This is a genomic window from Pseudomonas sp. JQ36 (assembly GCF_053851495.1).
Genome location: NZ_CM132642.1, coordinates 521,803 through 539,683 on the forward strand (window position 1 = coordinate 521,803; position 17,881 = coordinate 539,683).

Below are 17,881 nucleotides of genomic sequence, written 5' to 3' on the forward strand. Positions count from 1 at the left end.
GTTACCGCAGCAACGGATATACACCCAACCCCCCAAAAACCCAGTCGGCCCATAGGCCGCTGAGACCACACAAACAAAAACGGCCTCTATATAAGAGGCCGTTCCCGATACAACTTCAAGACGTTATCGCAAGACAAGCCTTATTTGCGGTCTTCCAGCTTGGTGATATCACGCGACTCGTAGCCAGTGTACAACTGGCGCGGACGGCCAATCTTGTACGGGCTGGAGAGCATTTCTTTCCAGTGCGAAATCCAGCCCACAGTACGGGCCAGAGCGAAGATCACGGTGAACATGCTGGTTGGAATGCCGATCGCCTTGAGGATGATCCCCGAGTAGAAGTCGACGTTCGGGTACAGCGAGCGCTCGATGAAGTACGGGTCGGTCAACGCGATCTCTTCCAGGCGCATGGCCAGTTCGAGTTGCGGATCGTTGTTGATGCCCAGTTCCTTCAGTACTTCGTCGCAGGTCTGCTTCATCACAGTCGCGCGTGGATCGCGGTTCTTGTAAACGCGGTGACCGAAGCCCATCAGCTTGAACGGATCGTTCTTGTCCTTGGCCTTGGCGATGAACTTGTCGATGTTAGACACATCGCCGATTTCATCGAGCATGGTCAGAACCGCTTCGTTCGCACCGCCGTGGGCAGGGCCCCACAGTGCGGCGATACCGGCGGCGATACAGGCGAACGGGTTGGCACCCGAAGAACCTGCCAGACGCACGGTGGAGGTCGATGCGTTCTGCTCGTGGTCGGCATGGAGGATGAAGATCCGGTCCATGGCCTTGGCGAGTACCGGGCTGATCGGTTTGATCTCGCACGGGGTGTTGAACATCATGTGCAGGAAGTTTTCCGCGTACGTCAGGTCGTTGCGCGGGTACATCATGGGTTGGCCCATGGAGTACTTGTAAACCATCGCTGCCAGGGTTGGCATCTTGGCAACCAGACGGATCGCGGAGATTTCGCGATGCTGCGGGTTATTGATGTCCAGGGAGTCGTGGTAGAAGGCCGAGAGGGCGCCGACTACACCGCACATGACGGCCATCGGGTGGGCGTCGCGACGGAAGCCGTTGAAGAAGGTTTTCAGCTGCTCGTGAACCATGGTGTGGTTTTTCACGGTGCTGACGAACTGGGCCTTCTGTTCTGCGGTCGGCAATTCGCCGTTGAGCAGCAGGTAGCAGGTTTCCAGGTAGTCCGACTTTTCAGCCAGCTGTTCGATCGGGTAGCCGCGGTGCAACAGAATGCCGTTGTCGCCGTCGATATAGGTGATCTTCGATTCGCACGAGGCGGTCGACATGAAACCCGGGTCGAAAGTGAAGCGGCCCGTGGCCGTCAGGCCCCGAACATCAATTACATCGGGACCAACGGTGCCGGTTAAAATGGGCAGCTCGACGGGGGCTGCGCCCTCGATGATCAACTGCGCTTTTTTGTCAGCCATGTGGCCTCCTATTTATGCTTGAACCATCAGACAGACCCCCCACGCAGGGCCCGCACCACTATAGTGAGATAAATTCGAATGTCAATTTGCCTAAAGTCTTGCTCCAGAAGGCTTTAAGCGCACTTTTTCCTCGAAATTGCCTGCCATTTACGCCTTTTATACGACTTGTGCAATCAGCTATTTGGGGTAGGTGATTGCGTTGTCATTAGTAGCCTAACTGTCTATACTCGGCCACCGACCGCCAAGGGCTTTTGGGCCTGCTTTATTGGGGGTCGCATCCCTGGGTGGTGGTTACCTGACCAGTGCACTCCCCAACAACTTTGCCCTGATTGTTAGGGGCTCTTCAGTGTGAAAAAAAAGCCGTGAAAAGCCAACGACCTGTAAACCTAGACCTAAGGACCATCAAACTCCCCATCACCGGCGTTACGTCGTTTCTTCACCGTGTTTCCGGCATCATCCTCTTCCTGGGTATCGGCTTCATGCTTTATGCATTGGGCAAGTCTCTGGGTTCCGAGGAAGGTTTTGCCGACGTGAAGGCATGCTTGACCAGCCCGCTGGCCAAGTTCGTAGCATGGGGCCTCCTGTCCGCTCTGCTGTATCACCTGGTAGCCGGTGTGCGCCACTTGATCATGGACATGGGCATCGGTGAGACGCTGGAAGGCGGCCGCCTGGGCTCGAAAATTATCATCGCCGTTTCCGTGGTGCTGATCGTTCTGGCAGGAGTTTGGATATGGTAACCAGCGTTACGAACCTTTCGCGTTCGGGCCTCTATGACTGGATGGCGCAACGTGTGTCTGCGGTTGTTCTCGCGGCTTATTTCATCTTTCTGATCGGATACCTTGCAGTGAATCCGGGCATCGGCTACGAGCAGTGGCACGGCCTGTTCGCTCACAACGGGATGCGTATCTTCAGTCTGCTGGCCCTTGTTGCCCTTGGCGCTCACGCCTGGGTCGGCATGTGGACCATCGCGACCGACTACCTGACGCCAATGGCGCTGGGCAAGTCCGCGACCGCAGTACGTTTCCTTTTCCAGGCAGTATGCGGCGTTGCGATGTTCGCTTACTTCGTCTGGGGTGTGCAGATTCTCTGGGGTATCTGAGTCATGGCTAACATTCCAACGATTTCTTTCGACGCCATCATTATTGGTGGTGGCGGTGCCGGCATGCGCGCTGCGCTGCAACTGGCACAAGGCGGTCACAAGACTGCGGTGATCACCAAGGTTTTCCCGACCCGTTCGCACACTGTATCCGCCCAGGGCGGCATCACCTGCGCCATCGCGTCCGCTGACCCGAACGATGACTGGCGCTGGCACATGTACGATACCGTCAAGGGTTCCGACTACATCGGTGACCAGGACGCTATCGAATACATGTGTCAGGAAGGCCCGGCTGCCGTTTTCGAGCTGGACCACATGGGGCTGCCGTTCTCGCGTACCGAGCAAGGTCGTATCTACCAGCGTCCGTTCGGTGGTCAGTCCAAGGACTACGGTAAAGGCGGCCAGGCTGCCCGTACCTGCGCAGCGTCCGACCGTACCGGTCACGCGCTGCTGCACACCCTTTATCAGGGCAACCTGAAAGCCGGTACCACGTTCCTGAACGAGTACTACGCTGTTGACCTGGTGAAAAACCAGGAAGGCGAGTTCGTCGGTGTGATCGCGATCTGCATCGAAACCGGCGAAACTTCGTACATCCGCGCCAAGGCCACCGTACTGGCCACTGGCGGTGCCGGCCGTATCTACGCTTCCACCACCAACGCCCTGATCAACACCGGTGACGGCGTCGGCATGGCTCTGCGTGCTGGCGTACCGGTACAAGACATCGAAATGTGGCAGTTCCACCCGACCGGCATCGCCGGCGCCGGTGTACTGGTGACCGAAGGTTGCCGTGGTGAAGGTGGTTACCTGATCAACAAGCACGGCGAGCGTTTCATGGAGCGTTATGCTCCGAACGCGAAAGACCTGGCTGGTCGTGACGTGGTTGCCCGCTCGATGGTTAAAGAAATCATCGCCGGCAACGGTTGCGGTCCGAATGGCGACCACGTAATGCTCAAACTCGACCACCTGGGCGAGGAAGTGCTGCACAGCCGTCTGCCAGGTATCTGCGAACTGTCGAAGACTTTCGCTCACGTTGACCCGGTGGTTGCTCCGGTTCCGGTTGTTCCGACCTGCCACTACATGATGGGCGGCGTTGCCACCAACATTCATGGTCAGGCGATCACTCAGAACGCCGAAGGCGTGGATCAGATCATTCCTGGCCTGTTCGCCGTAGGTGAAGTGGCTTGCGTATCGGTACACGGTGCCAACCGTCTGGGCGGCAACTCGCTGCTCGACCTGGTGGTATTCGGTCGCGCTGCCGGCCTGCACCTGGAAAAGGCGCTGACCGACGGCATCGAATACGACGACGCTACCGAAGCCGACATCGAAGCTGCCCTGTCGCGTCTGAATTCGCTGAACGGCCGTACCGATGGCGAAGACGTGGCAACCCTGCGTCGCGAGCTGCAAAGCTGCATGCAGAACTACTTCGGTGTGTTCCGTACTGGCGAATACATGCAGAAGGGTATTGCCCAGCTGGCCGATCTGCGCAAGCGCATCGCCAACGTGAAGATCAACGATAAGTCGCAAGCGTTCAACACCGCGCGTATCGAAGCTCTGGAGCTGCAAAACCTGCTGGAAGTGGCTGAAGCTACCGCCATCGCGGCCGAAGTACGTAAAGAGTCCCGCGGCGCTCACGCCCGTGAAGACTTTGAAGACCGTGACGACGAAAACTGGCTGTGCCACACCCTGTACTTCCCGGGTGAGAAACGCGTCGCCAAGCGTGCCGTAAACTTCTCGCCGAAGACTGTTCCGACTTTCGAACCTAAAGTCCGGACTTATTAAGGGTGATCGCCATGTTGCAAGTCAGTGTTTATCGCTACAACCCTGATCAGGACGCTGCGCCGTTCATGCAGGAATTCCAGGTCGATACCGGTGGTAAGGACCTGATGGTGCTGGACGTGCTGGCCCTGATCAAAGAGCAGGACGAGGGTTTCTCCTATCGTCGCTCTTGCCGTGAAGGCGTCTGCGGCTCCGACGGCATGAACATCAACGGCAAGAACGGCCTGGCGTGCATCACGCCGCTGTCCGCTGTCGTAAAAGGCAACAAGTTGATCGTTCGTCCGCTGCCAGGTTTGCCGGTTATCCGTGACCTGGTTGTCGATATGAGCATCTTCTACAAGCAATACGAGAAGGTTAAGCCTTACCTGCAGAACGACACGCCGGCTCCGGCCATCGAGCGTCTGCAATCCCCTGAAGAGCGTGAAAAGCTCGACGGTCTGTACGAGTGCATCCTGTGCGCCTGCTGCTCGACCTCGTGCCCGTCCTTCTGGTGGAACCCGGACAAGTTCCTGGGTCCAGCTGCCCTGCTGCAAGCGTACCGCTTCCTGGCAGACAGCCGTGACACCAAGACGTCCGAGCGTCTGGCTTCGCTCGATGACCCGTTCAGCGTTTTCCGCTGCCGGGGCATCATGAACTGCGTCAACGTATGTCCGAAAGGCCTGAACCCGACTAAGGCCATCGGTCACATCCGTAACATGTTGCTTTCGAGCGGCGTGTGATTCAGCTGCTGTAACCGTAGAACCGCTGTAACGAAGAGGCTGTGGCGCGGGCTTCAACCCGCGTCATGGCTATAACCAGAGCAGTAGCCACAAGCTGCAGCTCTTATTTTGAAGAAATGAGACAAGCAGGGGCATCCGGGCTGGTACCCGGACTATCAGCGTGATCCTAAGTGGCTTGTTTTGGTCGCTGCATTCGGACTTCTGCAAGTTTGCTCGGTATTGACGCCGATGGTGTTCCCCTAACCGAGGGTGACCAAGCATGCAAGAAAGCGTGATGCAGCGCATGTGGAACAGCGCCTACCTTTCAGGTGGAAACGCTGCCTATGTGGAAGAGCTTTATGAGCTCTACCTGCACGACCCTAACGCTGTGCCAGAAGAGTGGCGCACCTACTTTCAGAAGCTGCCTGCCGACGGCAGCTCTGCCACTGATGTTTCGCACTCCACAATTCGCGATCATTTCGTGCTGCTGGCAAAGAACCAGCGCCGCGCCCAACCGGTTTCCGCCGGTAGCGTGAGCAGTGAGCACGAGAAGAAGCAAGTTGAAGTGCTGCGATTGATCCAGGCCTACCGTATGCGTGGCCACCAGGCAGCCCAGCTTGACCCGCTGGGGCTGTGGCAGCGTCCTGCACCTGCAGACCTGTCAATCAATCATTACGGCTTGACCAATGCCGATCTTGATACGACCTTCCGTGCCGGCGACCTGTTCATCGGCAAAGAGGAAGCGAGCCTACGCGAAATTCACGAAGCGTTGCAGCAGACATATTGCCGCACCATCGGCGCTGAGTTTACGCACATCACCGATTCCGAGCAGCGCCAGTGGTTCCAGCAGCGTCTGGAAAGCGTGCGCGGTCGTCCAACGTACTCCGCTGACATCAAGAGCCACCTGCTCGAGCGCGTGACTGCCGGTGAAGGCCTGGAAAAATACCTGGGCACCAAATACCCGGGCACCAAGCGTTTCGGTCTGGAAGGCGGCGAAAGCCTGATTCCGATGCTCGACGAACTGATCCAGCGTTCCGGTTCCTACGGCACCAAGGAAGTCGTCATCGGCATGGCCCACCGTGGCCGTCTGAACGTGCTGGTCAACACCTTCGGCAAGAACCCGCGCGAGCTGTTCGACGAGTTCGAAGGCAAGAAGAAGGTCGAGCTGGGTTCCGGTGACGTCAAATACCACCAGGGCTTCTCGTCCAACGTGATGACCACCGGCGGTGAAGTTCACCTGGCCATGGCGTTCAACCCGTCCCACCTGGAAATCGTTTCCCCGGTGGTAGAAGGTTCGGTTCGCGCCCGTCAGGATCGTCGTAACGACCCGACCGGTGAGAAGGTGCTGCCGATCTCCATCCACGGTGACGCTGCATTCGCAGGTCAGGGCGTGGTCATGGAAACCTTCCAGATGTCGCAGACCCGCGGTTTCAAGACCGGCGGTACCGTGCACATCGTGATCAACAACCAGGTTGGCTTCACCATCAGCAACCCGCTGGACTCGCGTTCCACCGAGTACGCCACCGACGTTGCGAAGATGATCCAGGCGCCGATCCTCCATGTGAATGGTGATGATCCGGAAGCCGTGCTGTTCGTGACCCAGCTGGCCATCGACTACCGCATGCAGTTCAAGCGTGACGTGGTGATCGACCTGGTCTGCTACCGTCGTCGCGGCCACAACGAGGCCGACGAGCCAAGCGGCACCCAGCCGCTGATGTATCAGCAGATCACCAAGCAGCGCACCACCCGTGAGCTGTACGCTGATCGCCTGACTCAGGCCGGTGTGCTGGACGCTGAGCGTGTTCAGGCCAAGGTCGACGAGTACCGCAACGCGCTGGACAACGGTCTGCACGTAGTGAAGTCGCTGGTCAAAGAGCCGAACAAAGAGCTGTTCGTGGATTGGCGTCCTTATCTGGGCCACGCCTGGACTGCGCGTCACGACACGCGTTTCGACCTGAAGACCCTGCAGGAACTGTCCGCCAAGCTGCTGGAAATTCCGGAAGGCTTCGTGGTTCAGCGTCAGGTCGCGAAGATCTACGAAGACCGTCAGAAGATGCAAGCCGGCGGCCTGCCGATCAACTGGGGTTACGCCGAAACCATGGCGTACGCAACCCTGGCGTTCGAAGGTCACCCGATCCGCATGACCGGTCAGGACATCGGCCGCGGTACGTTCTCGCACCGTCACGCCGTACTGCACAACCAGAAAGACGCGGGCACCTACATTCCGCTGCAGAACCTGTACGACGGTCAGCCACGCTTTGACCTGTACGATTCGTTCCTGTCGGAAGAAGCGGTACTGGCTTTCGAATACGGTTACTCGACCACCACGCCAAACGCGCTGGTGATCTGGGAAGCCCAGTTTGGCGACTTCGCCAACGGTGCACAGGTTGTTATCGACCAGTTCATCACCAGCGGCGAGCACAAGTGGGGCCGTCTCTGCGGTCTGACCATGCTGTTGCCGCACGGCTACGAAGGTCAGGGTCCTGAGCACAGCTCGGCACGTCTTGAGCGTTACCTGCAGCTGTGCGCCGAGCACAACATTCAGGTGTGCATGCCGACCACTCCGGCCCAGATCTACCACTTGCTGCGTCGTCAGGTGATTCGCCCGCTGCGCAAACCTCTGGTAGTGCTGACGCCGAAGTCGCTGCTGCGCCACAAACTGGCCGTATCGACCCTGGAAGATCTGGCTGAAGGTTCGTTCCAGACCGTGATCCCGGAAATCGACGCCCTGGACCCGAAAAAGGTCGAGCGCGTTGTTCTGTGCAGCGGCAAGGTCTACTACGACCTGCTGGAAAAACGCCGTGCCGAAGGCCGTGACGATATCGCCATCGTGCGTATCGAGCAGCTGTATCCATTCCCTGAGGACGACTTGAAAGAAGTCCTGGCGCCTTACACCAACGTCAAGCATGCCGTCTGGTGTCAGGAAGAGCCGATGAACCAGGGCGCCTGGTACTGCAGCCAGCATCATCTGCGTCGCAGCATCGGTAACCTCGACAAGTCTCTCGTACTCGAGTACGCGGGCCGTGAGGCTTCTGCTGCCCCAGCATGTGGTTACGCATCGATGCACGCCGAGCAGCAGGAAAAACTGCTGCAAGACGCGTTTACCGTTTAACGCCTTCGCGCACCTGAAACCGAATTTAAGGAACCACAGATAATGGCTATCGAGATCAAAGCCCCCACTTTCCCGGAATCGGTTGCCGATGGCACCGTTGCCACCTGGCACAAAAAACCGGGCGACGCCGTCAAGCGTGACGAACTGATCGTCGACATCGAAACCGACAAAGTCGTACTGGAAGTGCTGGCTACCGCCGACGGCGTGCTGGGCGCAATCGTCAAGAATGAAGGCGACACCGTTCTGTCCGACGAAGTCCTGGGCTCCATCACTGAAGGTGGCGCTGCTGCCGCTGCTCCAGCCGCCGCTGCTGCTCCGGCCGCTGCTGCCGCTGCCCCGGCGGCTGCCGAAGGCGAAGACGATCCTGTTGCTGCTCCGGCTGCGCGCAAGCTGGCTGAAGAGAACGGCATCAACATCGCTTCCGTTGCCGGCACCGGCAAAGGCGGTCGTGTGACCAAGGAAGACGTGGTGGCTGCTGTTGCCGCGAAGAAAGCCGCTCCGGCTGCCGCACCTGCCAAGGCTGCTGCTCCGGCTGCCGCTGCGCCGGTATTCGCTGCCGGTGACCGCGTTGAAAAACGTGTGCCGATGACCCGTCTGCGTGCCAAGGTTGCCGAGCGTCTGGTTGAAGCCCAGTCGAACATGGCGATGCTGACCACTTTCAACGAAGTTGACATGACCGAAGTCATGGCCCTGCGTTCGAAGTACAAGGACCTGTTCGAGAAGTCCCACAACGGCGTACGCCTGGGCTTCATGTCGTTCTTCGTCAAGGCTGCCACCGAAGCGCTGAAACGCTTCCCGGCGGTCAACGCTTCGATCGACGGTGCGGACATCGTTTACCATGGCTACGCCGACATCGGTGTTGCCGTTTCCAGCGACCGTGGTCTGGTCGTTCCGGTTCTGCGTAACGCCGAGCTGATGAGCCTGGCTGAAATCGAAGGCGGCATCGCCACGTTCGGCAAGAAAGCCCGTGACGGCAAACTGTCGATGGAAGAGATGACCGGCGGTACCTTCACCATCACCAACGGTGGTACCTTCGGTTCGATGATGTCGACCCCGATCGTCAACCCGCCGCAGGCAGCGATTCTGGGCATGCACAACATCATCCAGCGTCCAATGGCCATCAACGGTCAGGTCGTGATCCGTCCGATGATGTACCTGGCACTGTCCTACGATCACCGTCTGATCGATGGCAAAGAAGCTGTAACCTTCCTGGTGACCATCAAGAACCTGCTGGAAGATCCGGCTCGTCTGTTGCTGGATATCTGATAGAAGCAGCTGCGAGCTTCAAGTTTCAAGCTGCAAGAAAAGGCAGCTTGGCTTGGAGCGCGCGGCTTGAAGCTTTTCGCTAAAGAGGATTTTTTGAATGTCGCAGAAATTTGACGTAGTAGTGATCGGTGCCGGCCCTGGCGGCTATGTAGCTGCCATCAAGGCCGCGCAGCTGGGTCTCACCACTGCCTGCATCGAGAAGTACACCGACGCTGAAGGCAAACAGGCCCTCGGCGGTACTTGCCTGAACGTCGGCTGCATTCCGTCCAAGGCGCTGCTGGACAGCTCCTGGAAGTACAAGGAAGCCAAAGAGAGCTTCAACGTTCACGGTATCTCGACCGGCGAAGTCAAAATGGACGTCGCTGCGATGGTTGGCCGCAAGGCTGGCATCGTCAAGAACCTGACTGGCGGCGTTGCCACCCTGTTCAAGGCTAACGGTGTTACTTCGATCCAGGGCCACGGCAAGCTGCTGGCTGGCAAGAAAGTCGAAGTCACCAAGCCGGACGGTTCGGTTGAAGTCATCGAAGCCGAAAACGTCATCCTGGCCCCGGGCTCGCGTCCGATCGACATTCCACCGGCTCCGGTCGATCAGAAAGTCATCGTTGATTCGACTGGTGCTCTGGAATTCCAGTCCGTACCTAAACGTCTGGGCGTGATCGGCGCTGGCGTGATCGGTCTGGAACTGGGTTCGGTCTGGTCGCGTCTGGGTTCCGAAGTGGTTGTCCTCGAAGCACTGGACACCTTCCTGATGGCAGCGGACACCGCTGTTTCCAAGGAAGCGCTGAAAACCCTGACCAAGCAAGGTCTGGACATCAAGCTGGGCGCTCGCGTAACCGGTTCGAAAGTGAACGGCGACGAAGTCGTTGTTAACTACACCGATGCCAACGGCGAACAGTCCATCACTTTCGACAAGCTGATCGTAGCCGTTGGTCGCCGTCCGGTGACCACCGATCTGCTGGCTGCCGACAGCGGCGTGACCCTGGACGAGCGCGGTTTCGTGCACGTTGACGATCACTGCGCCACCACCGTACCGGGCGTTTACGCCATCGGTGACGTGGTTCGCGGCATGATGCTGGCGCACAAGGCCTCGGAAGAGGGCATCATGGTTGTCGAGCGCATCAAGGGCCACAAGGCTCAGATGAACTATGACCTGATCCCTTCGGTTATTTATACTCACCCGGAAATCGCGTGGGTTGGCAAAACCGAGCAGGCCTTGAAAGCCGAAGGCGTTGAAGTTAACGTCGGCACCTTCCCGTTCGCCGCTTCCGGCCGTGCCATGGCCGCCAACGATACCGGTGGTTTCGTCAAGGTCATCGCTGATGCCAAGACTGACCGCGTATTGGGCGTGCACGTGATTGGCCCGAGCGCTGCAGAACTGGTTCAGCAGGGCGCGATCGGTATGGAATTCGGCACCAGCGCTGAAGACCTGGGCATGATGGTTTTCTCCCATCCGACCCTGTCTGAAGCCTTGCACGAAGCTGCTCTGGCGGTGAATGGCGGCGCCATTCACATTGCCAACCGCAAGAAGCGTTGAGGACTTTGTGAAAGCGTAGCGAGCGAAGGAAAGACAAGGAAAAAACAGGCGAGGAAGCGGAGTTGACGTCAGTCAATGAGCATTTCGAGTCTGTTTTTGACGCAGTATTTCCTAGCGCAGCAGCTTTCACATGTTCGAAAGATACAATAAGAAACCACGGCGGTTGCGGCCCGTCGTGAGCCTTGCGAGCAAGTCTCACCGCGGAATGTCCGCTGGACGCAGTCTTGCGTAGCTGCACCGGGTATCCGGAAAGGCTACGCAAGCAGCAGTCACAGGTGGCGCGGCACTCATCAAGAGCGCAGCGCCGAATGCGCAGTACCTAACGAAGACGGTAAAAAGCATGAATCTTCACGAGTATCAGGGTAAGCAGCTGTTCGCTGAATACGGCCTGCCAGTTTCCACTGGTTACGCAGTAGACACCCCGGAAGCAGCAGCAGAAGCTTGCGACAAGATCGGCGGCAGCGAGTGGGTTGTCAAAGCCCAGGTCCACGCCGGTGGTCGCGGTAAAGCGGGCGGCGTCAAGCTGGTTCGCAACAAAGAAGACGCCAAGGCCTTCGCACAGCAGTGGCTGGGCAAGCGTCTGGTGACTTACCAGACTGACGCCAATGGTCAGCCAGTCACCAAGATCCTGGTTGAATCGTGCACTGATATCGCTAAAGAGCTGTACCTGGGCGCTGTCGTTGACCGTTCGAGCCGTCGCATCGTGTTCATGGCTTCCACCGAAGGTGGCGTGGACATCGAGAAAATCGCTCACGACACTCCAGAAAAAATTCTCAAAGCCACTATCGATCCACTGGTTGGCGCTCAGCCATTCCAGGGTCGCGAGCTGGCGTTCCAACTGGGTCTGGAAGGCAAGCAAGTTGCCCAGTTCGCCAAGATCTTCGTTGGTCTGGCCAAACTGTTCCAGGATCACGATCTGGCCCTGCTGGAAGTGAACCCGCTGGTGATCAAGGCTGACGGCGATCTGCACTGCCTGGACGCCAAGATCAACATCGACGCCAACGCCATGTACCGTCAGCCTAAGCTGAAGACTTTCCACGATCCGTCGCAAGACGATCCGCGCGAAGCGCACGCTGCCAAGTTCGAACTGAACTACGTAGCCCTGGAAGGCAACATCGGCTGCATGGTCAACGGTGCCGGCCTGGCCATGGGTACCATGGACATCGTCAACCTGCACGGCGGCAAGCCAGCCAACTTCCTCGACGTAGGTGGTGGTGCTACCAAAGAGCGCGTGACCGAAGCCTTCAAGATCATCCTGTCCGACACCAACGTCGCTGCAGTACTGGTCAACATCTTCGGCGGCATCGTTCGCTGCGACATGATTGCCGAAGGCATCATCGGCGCCGTGAAAGAAGTCGGCGTGAAAATCCCGGTTGTTGTTCGCCTTGAAGGCAACAACGCTGAGCTGGGCGCTAAAGTACTGGCAGAAAGCGGTTTGAACATCATCGCTGCTACCAGCCTGACCGACGCTGCTCAACAAGTTGTCAAAGCTGCGGAGGGCAAATAATGAGCGTCCTGATCAATAAAGACACCAAAGTTATCTGCCAGGGTATTACCGGTTCGCAAGGTAGTTTCCACACCCAGCAAGCCATCGAATACGGCACCAAGATGGTTGGTGGCGTAACTCCGGGCAAAGGCGGCACCGAGCACCTGGGTCTGCCAGTGTTCAACACCGTCAAAGACGCTGTAGCTGCCACTGGCGCTACCGCCAGCGTGATCTACGTTCCGGCTCCTTTCTGCAAGGACTCGATCCTGGAAGCTGCTTTCGGCGGCATCAAGCTGATCGTCTGCATCACCGAAGGCATTCCTACCCTGGACATGCTGGACGCCAAAGTTAAGTGCGACGAGCTGGGTGTTACCCTGATCGGCCCTAACTGCCCAGGCGTGATCACCCCAGGCGAATGCAAGATCGGCATCATGCCAGGTCACATTCACTTGCCAGGCAAGGTCGGTATCGTTTCGCGTTCCGGCACCCTGACCTACGAAGCTGTGAAGCAGACCACTGACGCCGGTTTCGGTCAGTCGACCTGCGTCGGCATCGGTGGTGACCCGATCCCGGGTTCGAACTTCATCGACATCCTGAAGCTGTTCCAGGAAGACCCGAAGACCGAAGCGATCGTGATGATCGGCGAGATCGGCGGTTCGGCTGAAGAAGAAGCGGCTGCCTACATCAAGGCACACGTGACCAAGCCGGTTGTTTCCTACATCGCTGGTGTGACTGCTCCTCCGGGCAAGCGCATGGGCCATGCTGGCGCAATCATCTCTGGCGGCAAAGGCACTGCAGACGAAAAATTCGCTGCGCTGCAAGACGCAGGCGTAAAAACCGTGCGTTCGCTGGCAGACATCGGCAAGGCCCTGGCCGAGCTGACCGGTTGGGCTGTCAAGTAAGCCTCGTGCTTGACTGACGCTTCACCAGACAAAGGCCACCTTCGGGTGGCCTTTGTTGTTTCTGGCATATGGGTATTTGAGTGGATTTCTGTGGCGAGGGAGCTTGCTCCCGCTCGACTGCGCAGCAGGCGTAGAACCATCTAACAGCGAGAACCCAATCGTCTGCATTGGGGCTGCTTCGCAACCCAGCGGGAGCAAGCTCCCTCGCCACAGGGTTGTGGTTAGGAAAAATAGATGCGTAAACGCGACACAGACACGTCGTGTATCGGATAGTTCGCCCTCAAACAGTGCGTTTGGCAGACAAATTCGTTAGGCTAGCAGCCATTTTTGCGTCCGCCGCCCACAAGGCATGCAACGCGCTAAACGGGTCAGCCCCAAACGGACTGACAGCATTTCCCTAACCCCACAGGGAAATCCCCCTCTAAATTCCGATTCAGTAGTGTGGTATTTCCTTAATGAAAGTTTTGAAAGGTCAGGACATCCTGGCACTGGGCTTTATGACATTTGCCCTGTTCGTCGGGGCCGGCAACATCATTTTCCCGCCTATCGTCGGCCTGCAGTCCGGACCTAACGTCTGGATGGCGGCGCTGGGCTTTTTGATCACGGCCGTCGGTCTGCCGGTGGTCACCGTCGTTGCCCTGGCCAAGGTCGGTGGTGCGATGGATGCGCTGAGCAGCCCGATCGGCAAGATCGCCGGTGGTGTACTCGCCGCGGCGTGCTACCTGGCGGTCGGCCCGCTGTTCGCCACCCCGCGGACCGCGACCGTGTCGTTCGAAGTGGGTCTGGCGCCGCTGACCGGCGAAAGCCCGCTGGCGTTGTTCCTCTACAGCTCGGTGTACTTCCTGCTGGTGTTCTTCATCTCGCTGTATCCGGGCCGTCTGCTCGATACCGTGGGGCGTTTTCTCGCGCCATTGAAAATCATCGCCCTGGCGGTACTCGGCATCGCCGCATTCGCCTTGCCGGCCGGTGATATCGGTCAGGCCACACCGGAATACGTCGCGGCACCGTTCTCACAGGGCTTCATCAATGGTTACCTGACCATGGATACCCTCGGCGCGCTGGTGTTCGGCATCGTCATCGTCAACGCGATCCGCTCCCGTGGCGTCGAGTCGCCTGCACTGATCACCCGTTACGCGATCATTGCCGGCCTCATCGCCGGTGTCGGTCTGGCGCTGGTGTACATCAGCCTGTTCCGCCTCGGTTCCGGCAGCCATGAAGTCGCGGTCGGTGCCAGCAACGGCGCTGCGGTATTGCACGCTTACGTGCAACACACCTTCGGTTCGCTGGGCAGCGGTTTCCTCGCGGTGCTGATCTCGCTGGCATGTCTGGTGACGGCGGTCGGTCTGACCTGCGCCTGTGCCGAATACTTCAGCCGCGTGCTGCCACTGTCCTACAAGACCCTGGTGATCATCCTCGCCGCGTTCTCGCTGCTGGTGTCCAACCTCGGTCTGACCAAGCTGATCGCGTTCTCGATCCCGGTGCTGACGGCGATCTACCCGCCGTGCATCGTTCTGGTGGCCCTGAGCTTCTGCAAGGACTTCTGGCATGAGCACGGGCGGATCCTCGGCCCGGTGATGCTGGTGTCGTTCCTGTTCGGCGCCATCGACGCGCTCAAGGGCGCCGGTCTGGCTGACTGGATGCCGTCGCAGCTGTCGCACTTGCCGCTGAGCGAGCAGGGGCTGGCGTGGCTGGTGCCGTGCGTGATGACTCTGGTGGTCGCCGTGGTCTGCGATCGCCTGCTGGGCAAGCGCAGCGAAGCCGTTGCCTGACGTTGTCTGACCCGCCACAAGCGGGTCTTCAGCGCTTAAACGGAAATGCCCCGTATCAATCGATACGGGGCATTTTTTATGGGCGTCTGGCAGTGTCTTTTTCCGCGAGCTAACGTCGAAGCACTGCACAGGTTTTATGTAGGAGTGAGCCTGCTCGCGATGGCATCGTGTCTGTCAGATCAATGCCGGATGTGCCAGCGAATCGCGAGCAGGCTCACTCCTACAGGTAATGCATCAACACTTCACAGGAAAACGAATGTCGTTCATCCAAGCCAATCTGATCCACCTGCTGGCCGCGCTCTGGTTTGTCATCTGCTGGGGCGGCTACACCCGTTATGCGTCGTGGAAGGCCCGCGACACCGCGTGCCTGGCCAGCGTGCTGCACCTGTATCGCGAAGACTGGATGCGCCGCATGCTGCTGCGCGACAACCGCATCGCTGACGCCAGCGTGATCGGCAATCTGGAGCGCAACGCCTCGTTCTTCGCTTCCAGCACTCTGATCATCCTTGCGGGCATTCTCACCGTGCTCGGTGCGTCCGAGCGCGCGGTGTCGCTGCTGGCGGATATCCCGATGGTGCAGCAGGCGTCGCAGGGTATGTCGGAGATCAAGTTGCTGTGCCTGGCGTTGGTGTTCGTCTATGCGTTTTTCACGTTCAGCTGGTGCATGCGTCAGTACAACTTTGCTGCGGTGCTGGTCGGTTCAGCGCCGATGATCGGCGAGCGCCAGGTGTCCGAGCAGGAGCGCAAGGCGTTCGCATTGCGGGCGGCGCGGGTGATTTCGATGGCGGCCAACCAGTTCAACTTCGGTCTGCGCTCTTATTACTTCGGCATGAGCATGCTGGCGTGGTTTGTCAGCCCGTGGTTGTTCATGTTGATGAGTGCCGGTGTGGTCATCGTTTTGTACCGCCGCGAGTTTCATTCTGACGTGCTGGATGTGATGGTCTATACCCCTACAGAGGCGCCATTGCCCGAAACCAATAAAGAGGCTGCTTGATGAGTATTCCGTTCTGGTGTGTGTTTATCAGTGCACTGTTGATTTACATCGCGCGTATGCCGGTGGCTAAAGCCATGAAAGAGCAGGGCGGTTACAACAACCACCTGCCGCGCCAACAGCAGGCGCAACTCACCGGCTACGGCGCGCGGGCGCTGGCGGCGCACCAGAACTGCATCGAAGCGTTCATCCTGTTTGCCGTGGGTGTGCTGATGGCGCACACCACGCAAACCCAAGGCTGGTTGATTGATGCCCTGGCGATCATCTTTGTGATCGCGCGGATTCTTTACGTGTGGTTGTACCTGGCGGATAAACCATCCCTGCGCAGCCTGGTGTGGCTGGTCGGCCTGATCTGCAGTTTGTTGCTGATGATTAGTCCGACTTTTAGAACCGTATTGCTCTAAAAACAGCGTCTAAGCCAACACTGACAAAAAATCACAGGCAAAAGAAAACCCGCACTTGGCGGGTTTTCTTTTTCTGCATCAAGTCGCAATTATTGCTTCTTGGCAGCTTCTTCCTGAGCAGCTTGATTCGATTCAGCCTGAGCTTTGGCAGCTTCGGCGTTTTCTTTTGCTGCGTCGTTCACTTTATCCTGAGCTTTGTTCATGTCTTGCTGAGCTTGCTCAGCATGTTGGTTGGCATCTTGAGCTTTGTCCTCGGATTTCTTATCGCAGGCAGCGAGACCGAGGGAAGCGGTCAACATCAAGGCAATAGCTAAAGTCTTACGCATGGGGTGTTTCTCCTTATGGAAAATAACTACTGGCCTTAAGAGCGTTGGCCCAAAGGTTAAGTTCCTCATTTCGTTCAGATATATAAGTTTGTTTTTTAGTGGAACTTTTGCGGTATTTCTCAATACTGGCACAAGGCTCTAACGAGAGTAATTATCATATGGCTGAAAACCCCGTTTTTGAGCGCGCGACACGCTTTCTCTCGGCCCTGCGCCATTGTCAGGTGCTTGGTCTGACGGTACAAAGCGCCGGTAGCGAAGGGCTGACAGTGAAGTTGCCGTACAGCGCGCAAATTGTCGGTAATCCGCAAACCGGGGTCATCCACGGCGGCGCCATTACCTCATTGATGGACACCGCGTGCGGCATGTCCACGCTGTGCGTTTTGCCGGAATTTGAGGTCTGCCCGACTCTGGATCTGCGCATCGATTACATGCACGCCGCTGAACCGCACAAGGATGTCTACGGCTTTGCCCAGTGTTACCGGGTCACCACCGACGTGATCTTCGCCCGCGGCTTTGCTTATCAGGACGACCCGCAGCAACCGATCGCCCATGTCGTCGGCACCTTCATGCGCATGGGCAGGGGCCTGAAAGGCACCCAGGGATTTGGCGGCAAGGTCAAAGGGGAAAACCAATGAGCGATGACTGGAAGCGACAACTGCAGCAGGCTCATGCTCAGGGTGACTACGCGCCGCTATTGCAACTGATTCCCTACGCCGGGCTGATCGGCGTCGAATGCTCGCGGGTTGGCGATGAGTTGCTGTTCAAGCTGCCGGCGAACAAGGACAACATTGGTAACCCTTTATTGCCGGCGATCCATGGCGGAGTGATTGCCGGATTCATGGAGCTGGCTGCAGCCCTGCATCTGTTGGTTTTTACCGAGGCGCCGGGCGTGCCGAAGATCATCGACTTTTCTCTGGATTACCTGCGTGCGGGACAGTTTCGCGACACTTGGGCCAAATGTCAGGTCTGTCGCCAGGGGCGGCGCGTGGCCAACGTCGCCATCACAGCCTGGCAAAGCACCGAGAGCGAACCGATTGCCACTGCCCGTGCACATTTCAAAATTGATGAGCCCTTGAAATCCTGAACGCTGC

16 protein-coding genes are annotated in these 17,881 nt (G+C 58.1%); 14 read left to right on the forward strand and 2 right to left on the reverse strand.

The window, feature by feature from the left end; all coding sequences use genetic code 11:
- Positions 1–140 precede the first annotated feature (140 nt).
- Positions 141–1,430, reverse strand: a complete 1,290-nt coding sequence (gene gltA, locus ACS4NR_RS02550) for a citrate synthase (RefSeq protein ID WP_003222994.1) — start codon at positions 1,428–1,430, stop codon at positions 141–143.
- Positions 1,431–1,792: 362 nt separating this feature from the next.
- On the opposite strand from gltA, the gene sdhC reads away from it, so the two are divergent.
- The 12 genes from sdhC (at position 1,793) to ACS4NR_RS02610 (ending at position 16,464) form a co-directional block, all read left to right on the forward strand.
- On the forward strand, positions 1,793–2,167 hold the full coding sequence (sdhC, locus tag ACS4NR_RS02555; protein WP_047292829.1) for a succinate dehydrogenase, cytochrome b556 subunit: 375 nt from the start codon (positions 1,793–1,795) through the stop codon (positions 2,165–2,167).
- Positions 2,161–2,529 carry a succinate dehydrogenase, hydrophobic membrane anchor protein gene (gene sdhD / locus ACS4NR_RS02560; RefSeq protein ID WP_095139417.1) on the forward strand — a complete coding sequence of 123 codons (369 nt, stop codon included), beginning with the start codon at positions 2,161–2,163 and terminating at the stop codon, positions 2,527–2,529. Before sdhC ends, sdhD begins: the two co-directional genes overlap by 7 nt.
- A gap of 3 nt (positions 2,530–2,532) precedes the next feature.
- On the forward strand, positions 2,533–4,305 hold the full coding sequence (gene sdhA, locus ACS4NR_RS02565) for a succinate dehydrogenase flavoprotein subunit (protein ID WP_047600261.1): 1,773 nt from the start codon (positions 2,533–2,535) through the stop codon (positions 4,303–4,305).
- A gap of 11 nt (positions 4,306–4,316) precedes the next feature.
- Positions 4,317–5,021 carry a succinate dehydrogenase iron-sulfur subunit gene (locus ACS4NR_RS02570; RefSeq protein ID WP_003223007.1) on the forward strand — a complete coding sequence of 235 codons (705 nt, stop codon included), beginning with the start codon at positions 4,317–4,319 and terminating at the stop codon, positions 5,019–5,021.
- Positions 5,022–5,280: 259 nt separating this feature from the next.
- A complete protein-coding gene (locus tag ACS4NR_RS02575) occupies positions 5,281–8,112 on the forward strand; it encodes a 2-oxoglutarate dehydrogenase E1 component (protein WP_027614036.1) in 2,832 nt (943 codons plus the stop codon).
- 42 nt (positions 8,113–8,154) lie between these two features.
- Positions 8,155–9,378 carry a 2-oxoglutarate dehydrogenase complex dihydrolipoyllysine-residue succinyltransferase gene (gene odhB, locus ACS4NR_RS02580; protein ID WP_123586101.1) on the forward strand — a complete coding sequence of 408 codons (1,224 nt, stop codon included), beginning with the start codon at positions 8,155–8,157 and terminating at the stop codon, positions 9,376–9,378.
- Positions 9,379–9,475: 97 nt separating this feature from the next.
- Positions 9,476–10,912: a dihydrolipoyl dehydrogenase gene (lpdA, locus tag ACS4NR_RS02585; protein WP_007962860.1), complete on the forward strand. Its 1,437-nt coding sequence runs from the start codon at positions 9,476–9,478 to the stop codon at positions 10,910–10,912.
- A 340-nt stretch (positions 10,913–11,252) separates the two neighbouring features.
- Positions 11,253–12,419 (forward strand): ADP-forming succinate--CoA ligase subunit beta, encoded by a 1,167-nt coding sequence (gene sucC / locus ACS4NR_RS02590; protein ID WP_003223015.1) that lies wholly within the window; start codon positions 11,253–11,255, stop codon positions 12,417–12,419.
- Positions 12,419–13,300, forward strand: coding sequence for a succinate--CoA ligase subunit alpha (gene sucD / locus ACS4NR_RS02595; RefSeq protein ID WP_003223019.1), 882 nt, complete (start codon positions 12,419–12,421; stop codon positions 13,298–13,300). The genes sucC and sucD overlap by 1 nt, the downstream gene beginning before the upstream one ends.
- 455 nt (positions 13,301–13,755) lie before the next feature.
- Entirely contained in the window at positions 13,756–15,069 is a 1,314-nt protein-coding gene (gene brnQ, locus ACS4NR_RS02600) for a branched-chain amino acid transport system II carrier protein (protein WP_166495500.1), read from the forward strand.
- Positions 15,070–15,325: 256 nt separating this feature from the next.
- Positions 15,326–16,063, forward strand: a complete 738-nt coding sequence (locus ACS4NR_RS02605; protein ID WP_027614039.1) for a DUF599 domain-containing protein — start codon at positions 15,326–15,328, stop codon at positions 16,061–16,063.
- Positions 16,063–16,464, forward strand: coding sequence for an MAPEG family protein (locus ACS4NR_RS02610; RefSeq protein WP_095139419.1), 402 nt, complete (start codon positions 16,063–16,065; stop codon positions 16,462–16,464). Before ACS4NR_RS02605 ends, ACS4NR_RS02610 begins: the two co-directional genes overlap by 1 nt.
- 89 nt (positions 16,465–16,553) lie before the next feature.
- Here the strand turns inward: ACS4NR_RS02610 and ACS4NR_RS02615 are convergent, their stop codons facing one another.
- A complete protein-coding gene (locus tag ACS4NR_RS02615; RefSeq protein WP_007962865.1) occupies positions 16,554–16,790 on the reverse strand; it encodes a hypothetical protein in 237 nt (78 codons plus the stop codon).
- 158 nt (positions 16,791–16,948) lie between these two features.
- On the opposite strand from ACS4NR_RS02615, the gene ACS4NR_RS02620 reads away from it, so the two are divergent.
- A complete protein-coding gene (locus ACS4NR_RS02620) occupies positions 16,949–17,425 on the forward strand; it encodes a PaaI family thioesterase (protein ID WP_443534244.1) in 477 nt (158 codons plus the stop codon).
- Positions 17,422–17,874, forward strand: a complete 453-nt coding sequence (locus tag ACS4NR_RS02625) for a PaaI family thioesterase (protein WP_095139421.1) — start codon at positions 17,422–17,424, stop codon at positions 17,872–17,874. The genes ACS4NR_RS02620 and ACS4NR_RS02625 overlap by 4 nt, the downstream gene beginning before the upstream one ends.
- Positions 17,875–17,881 lie beyond the last annotated feature (7 nt).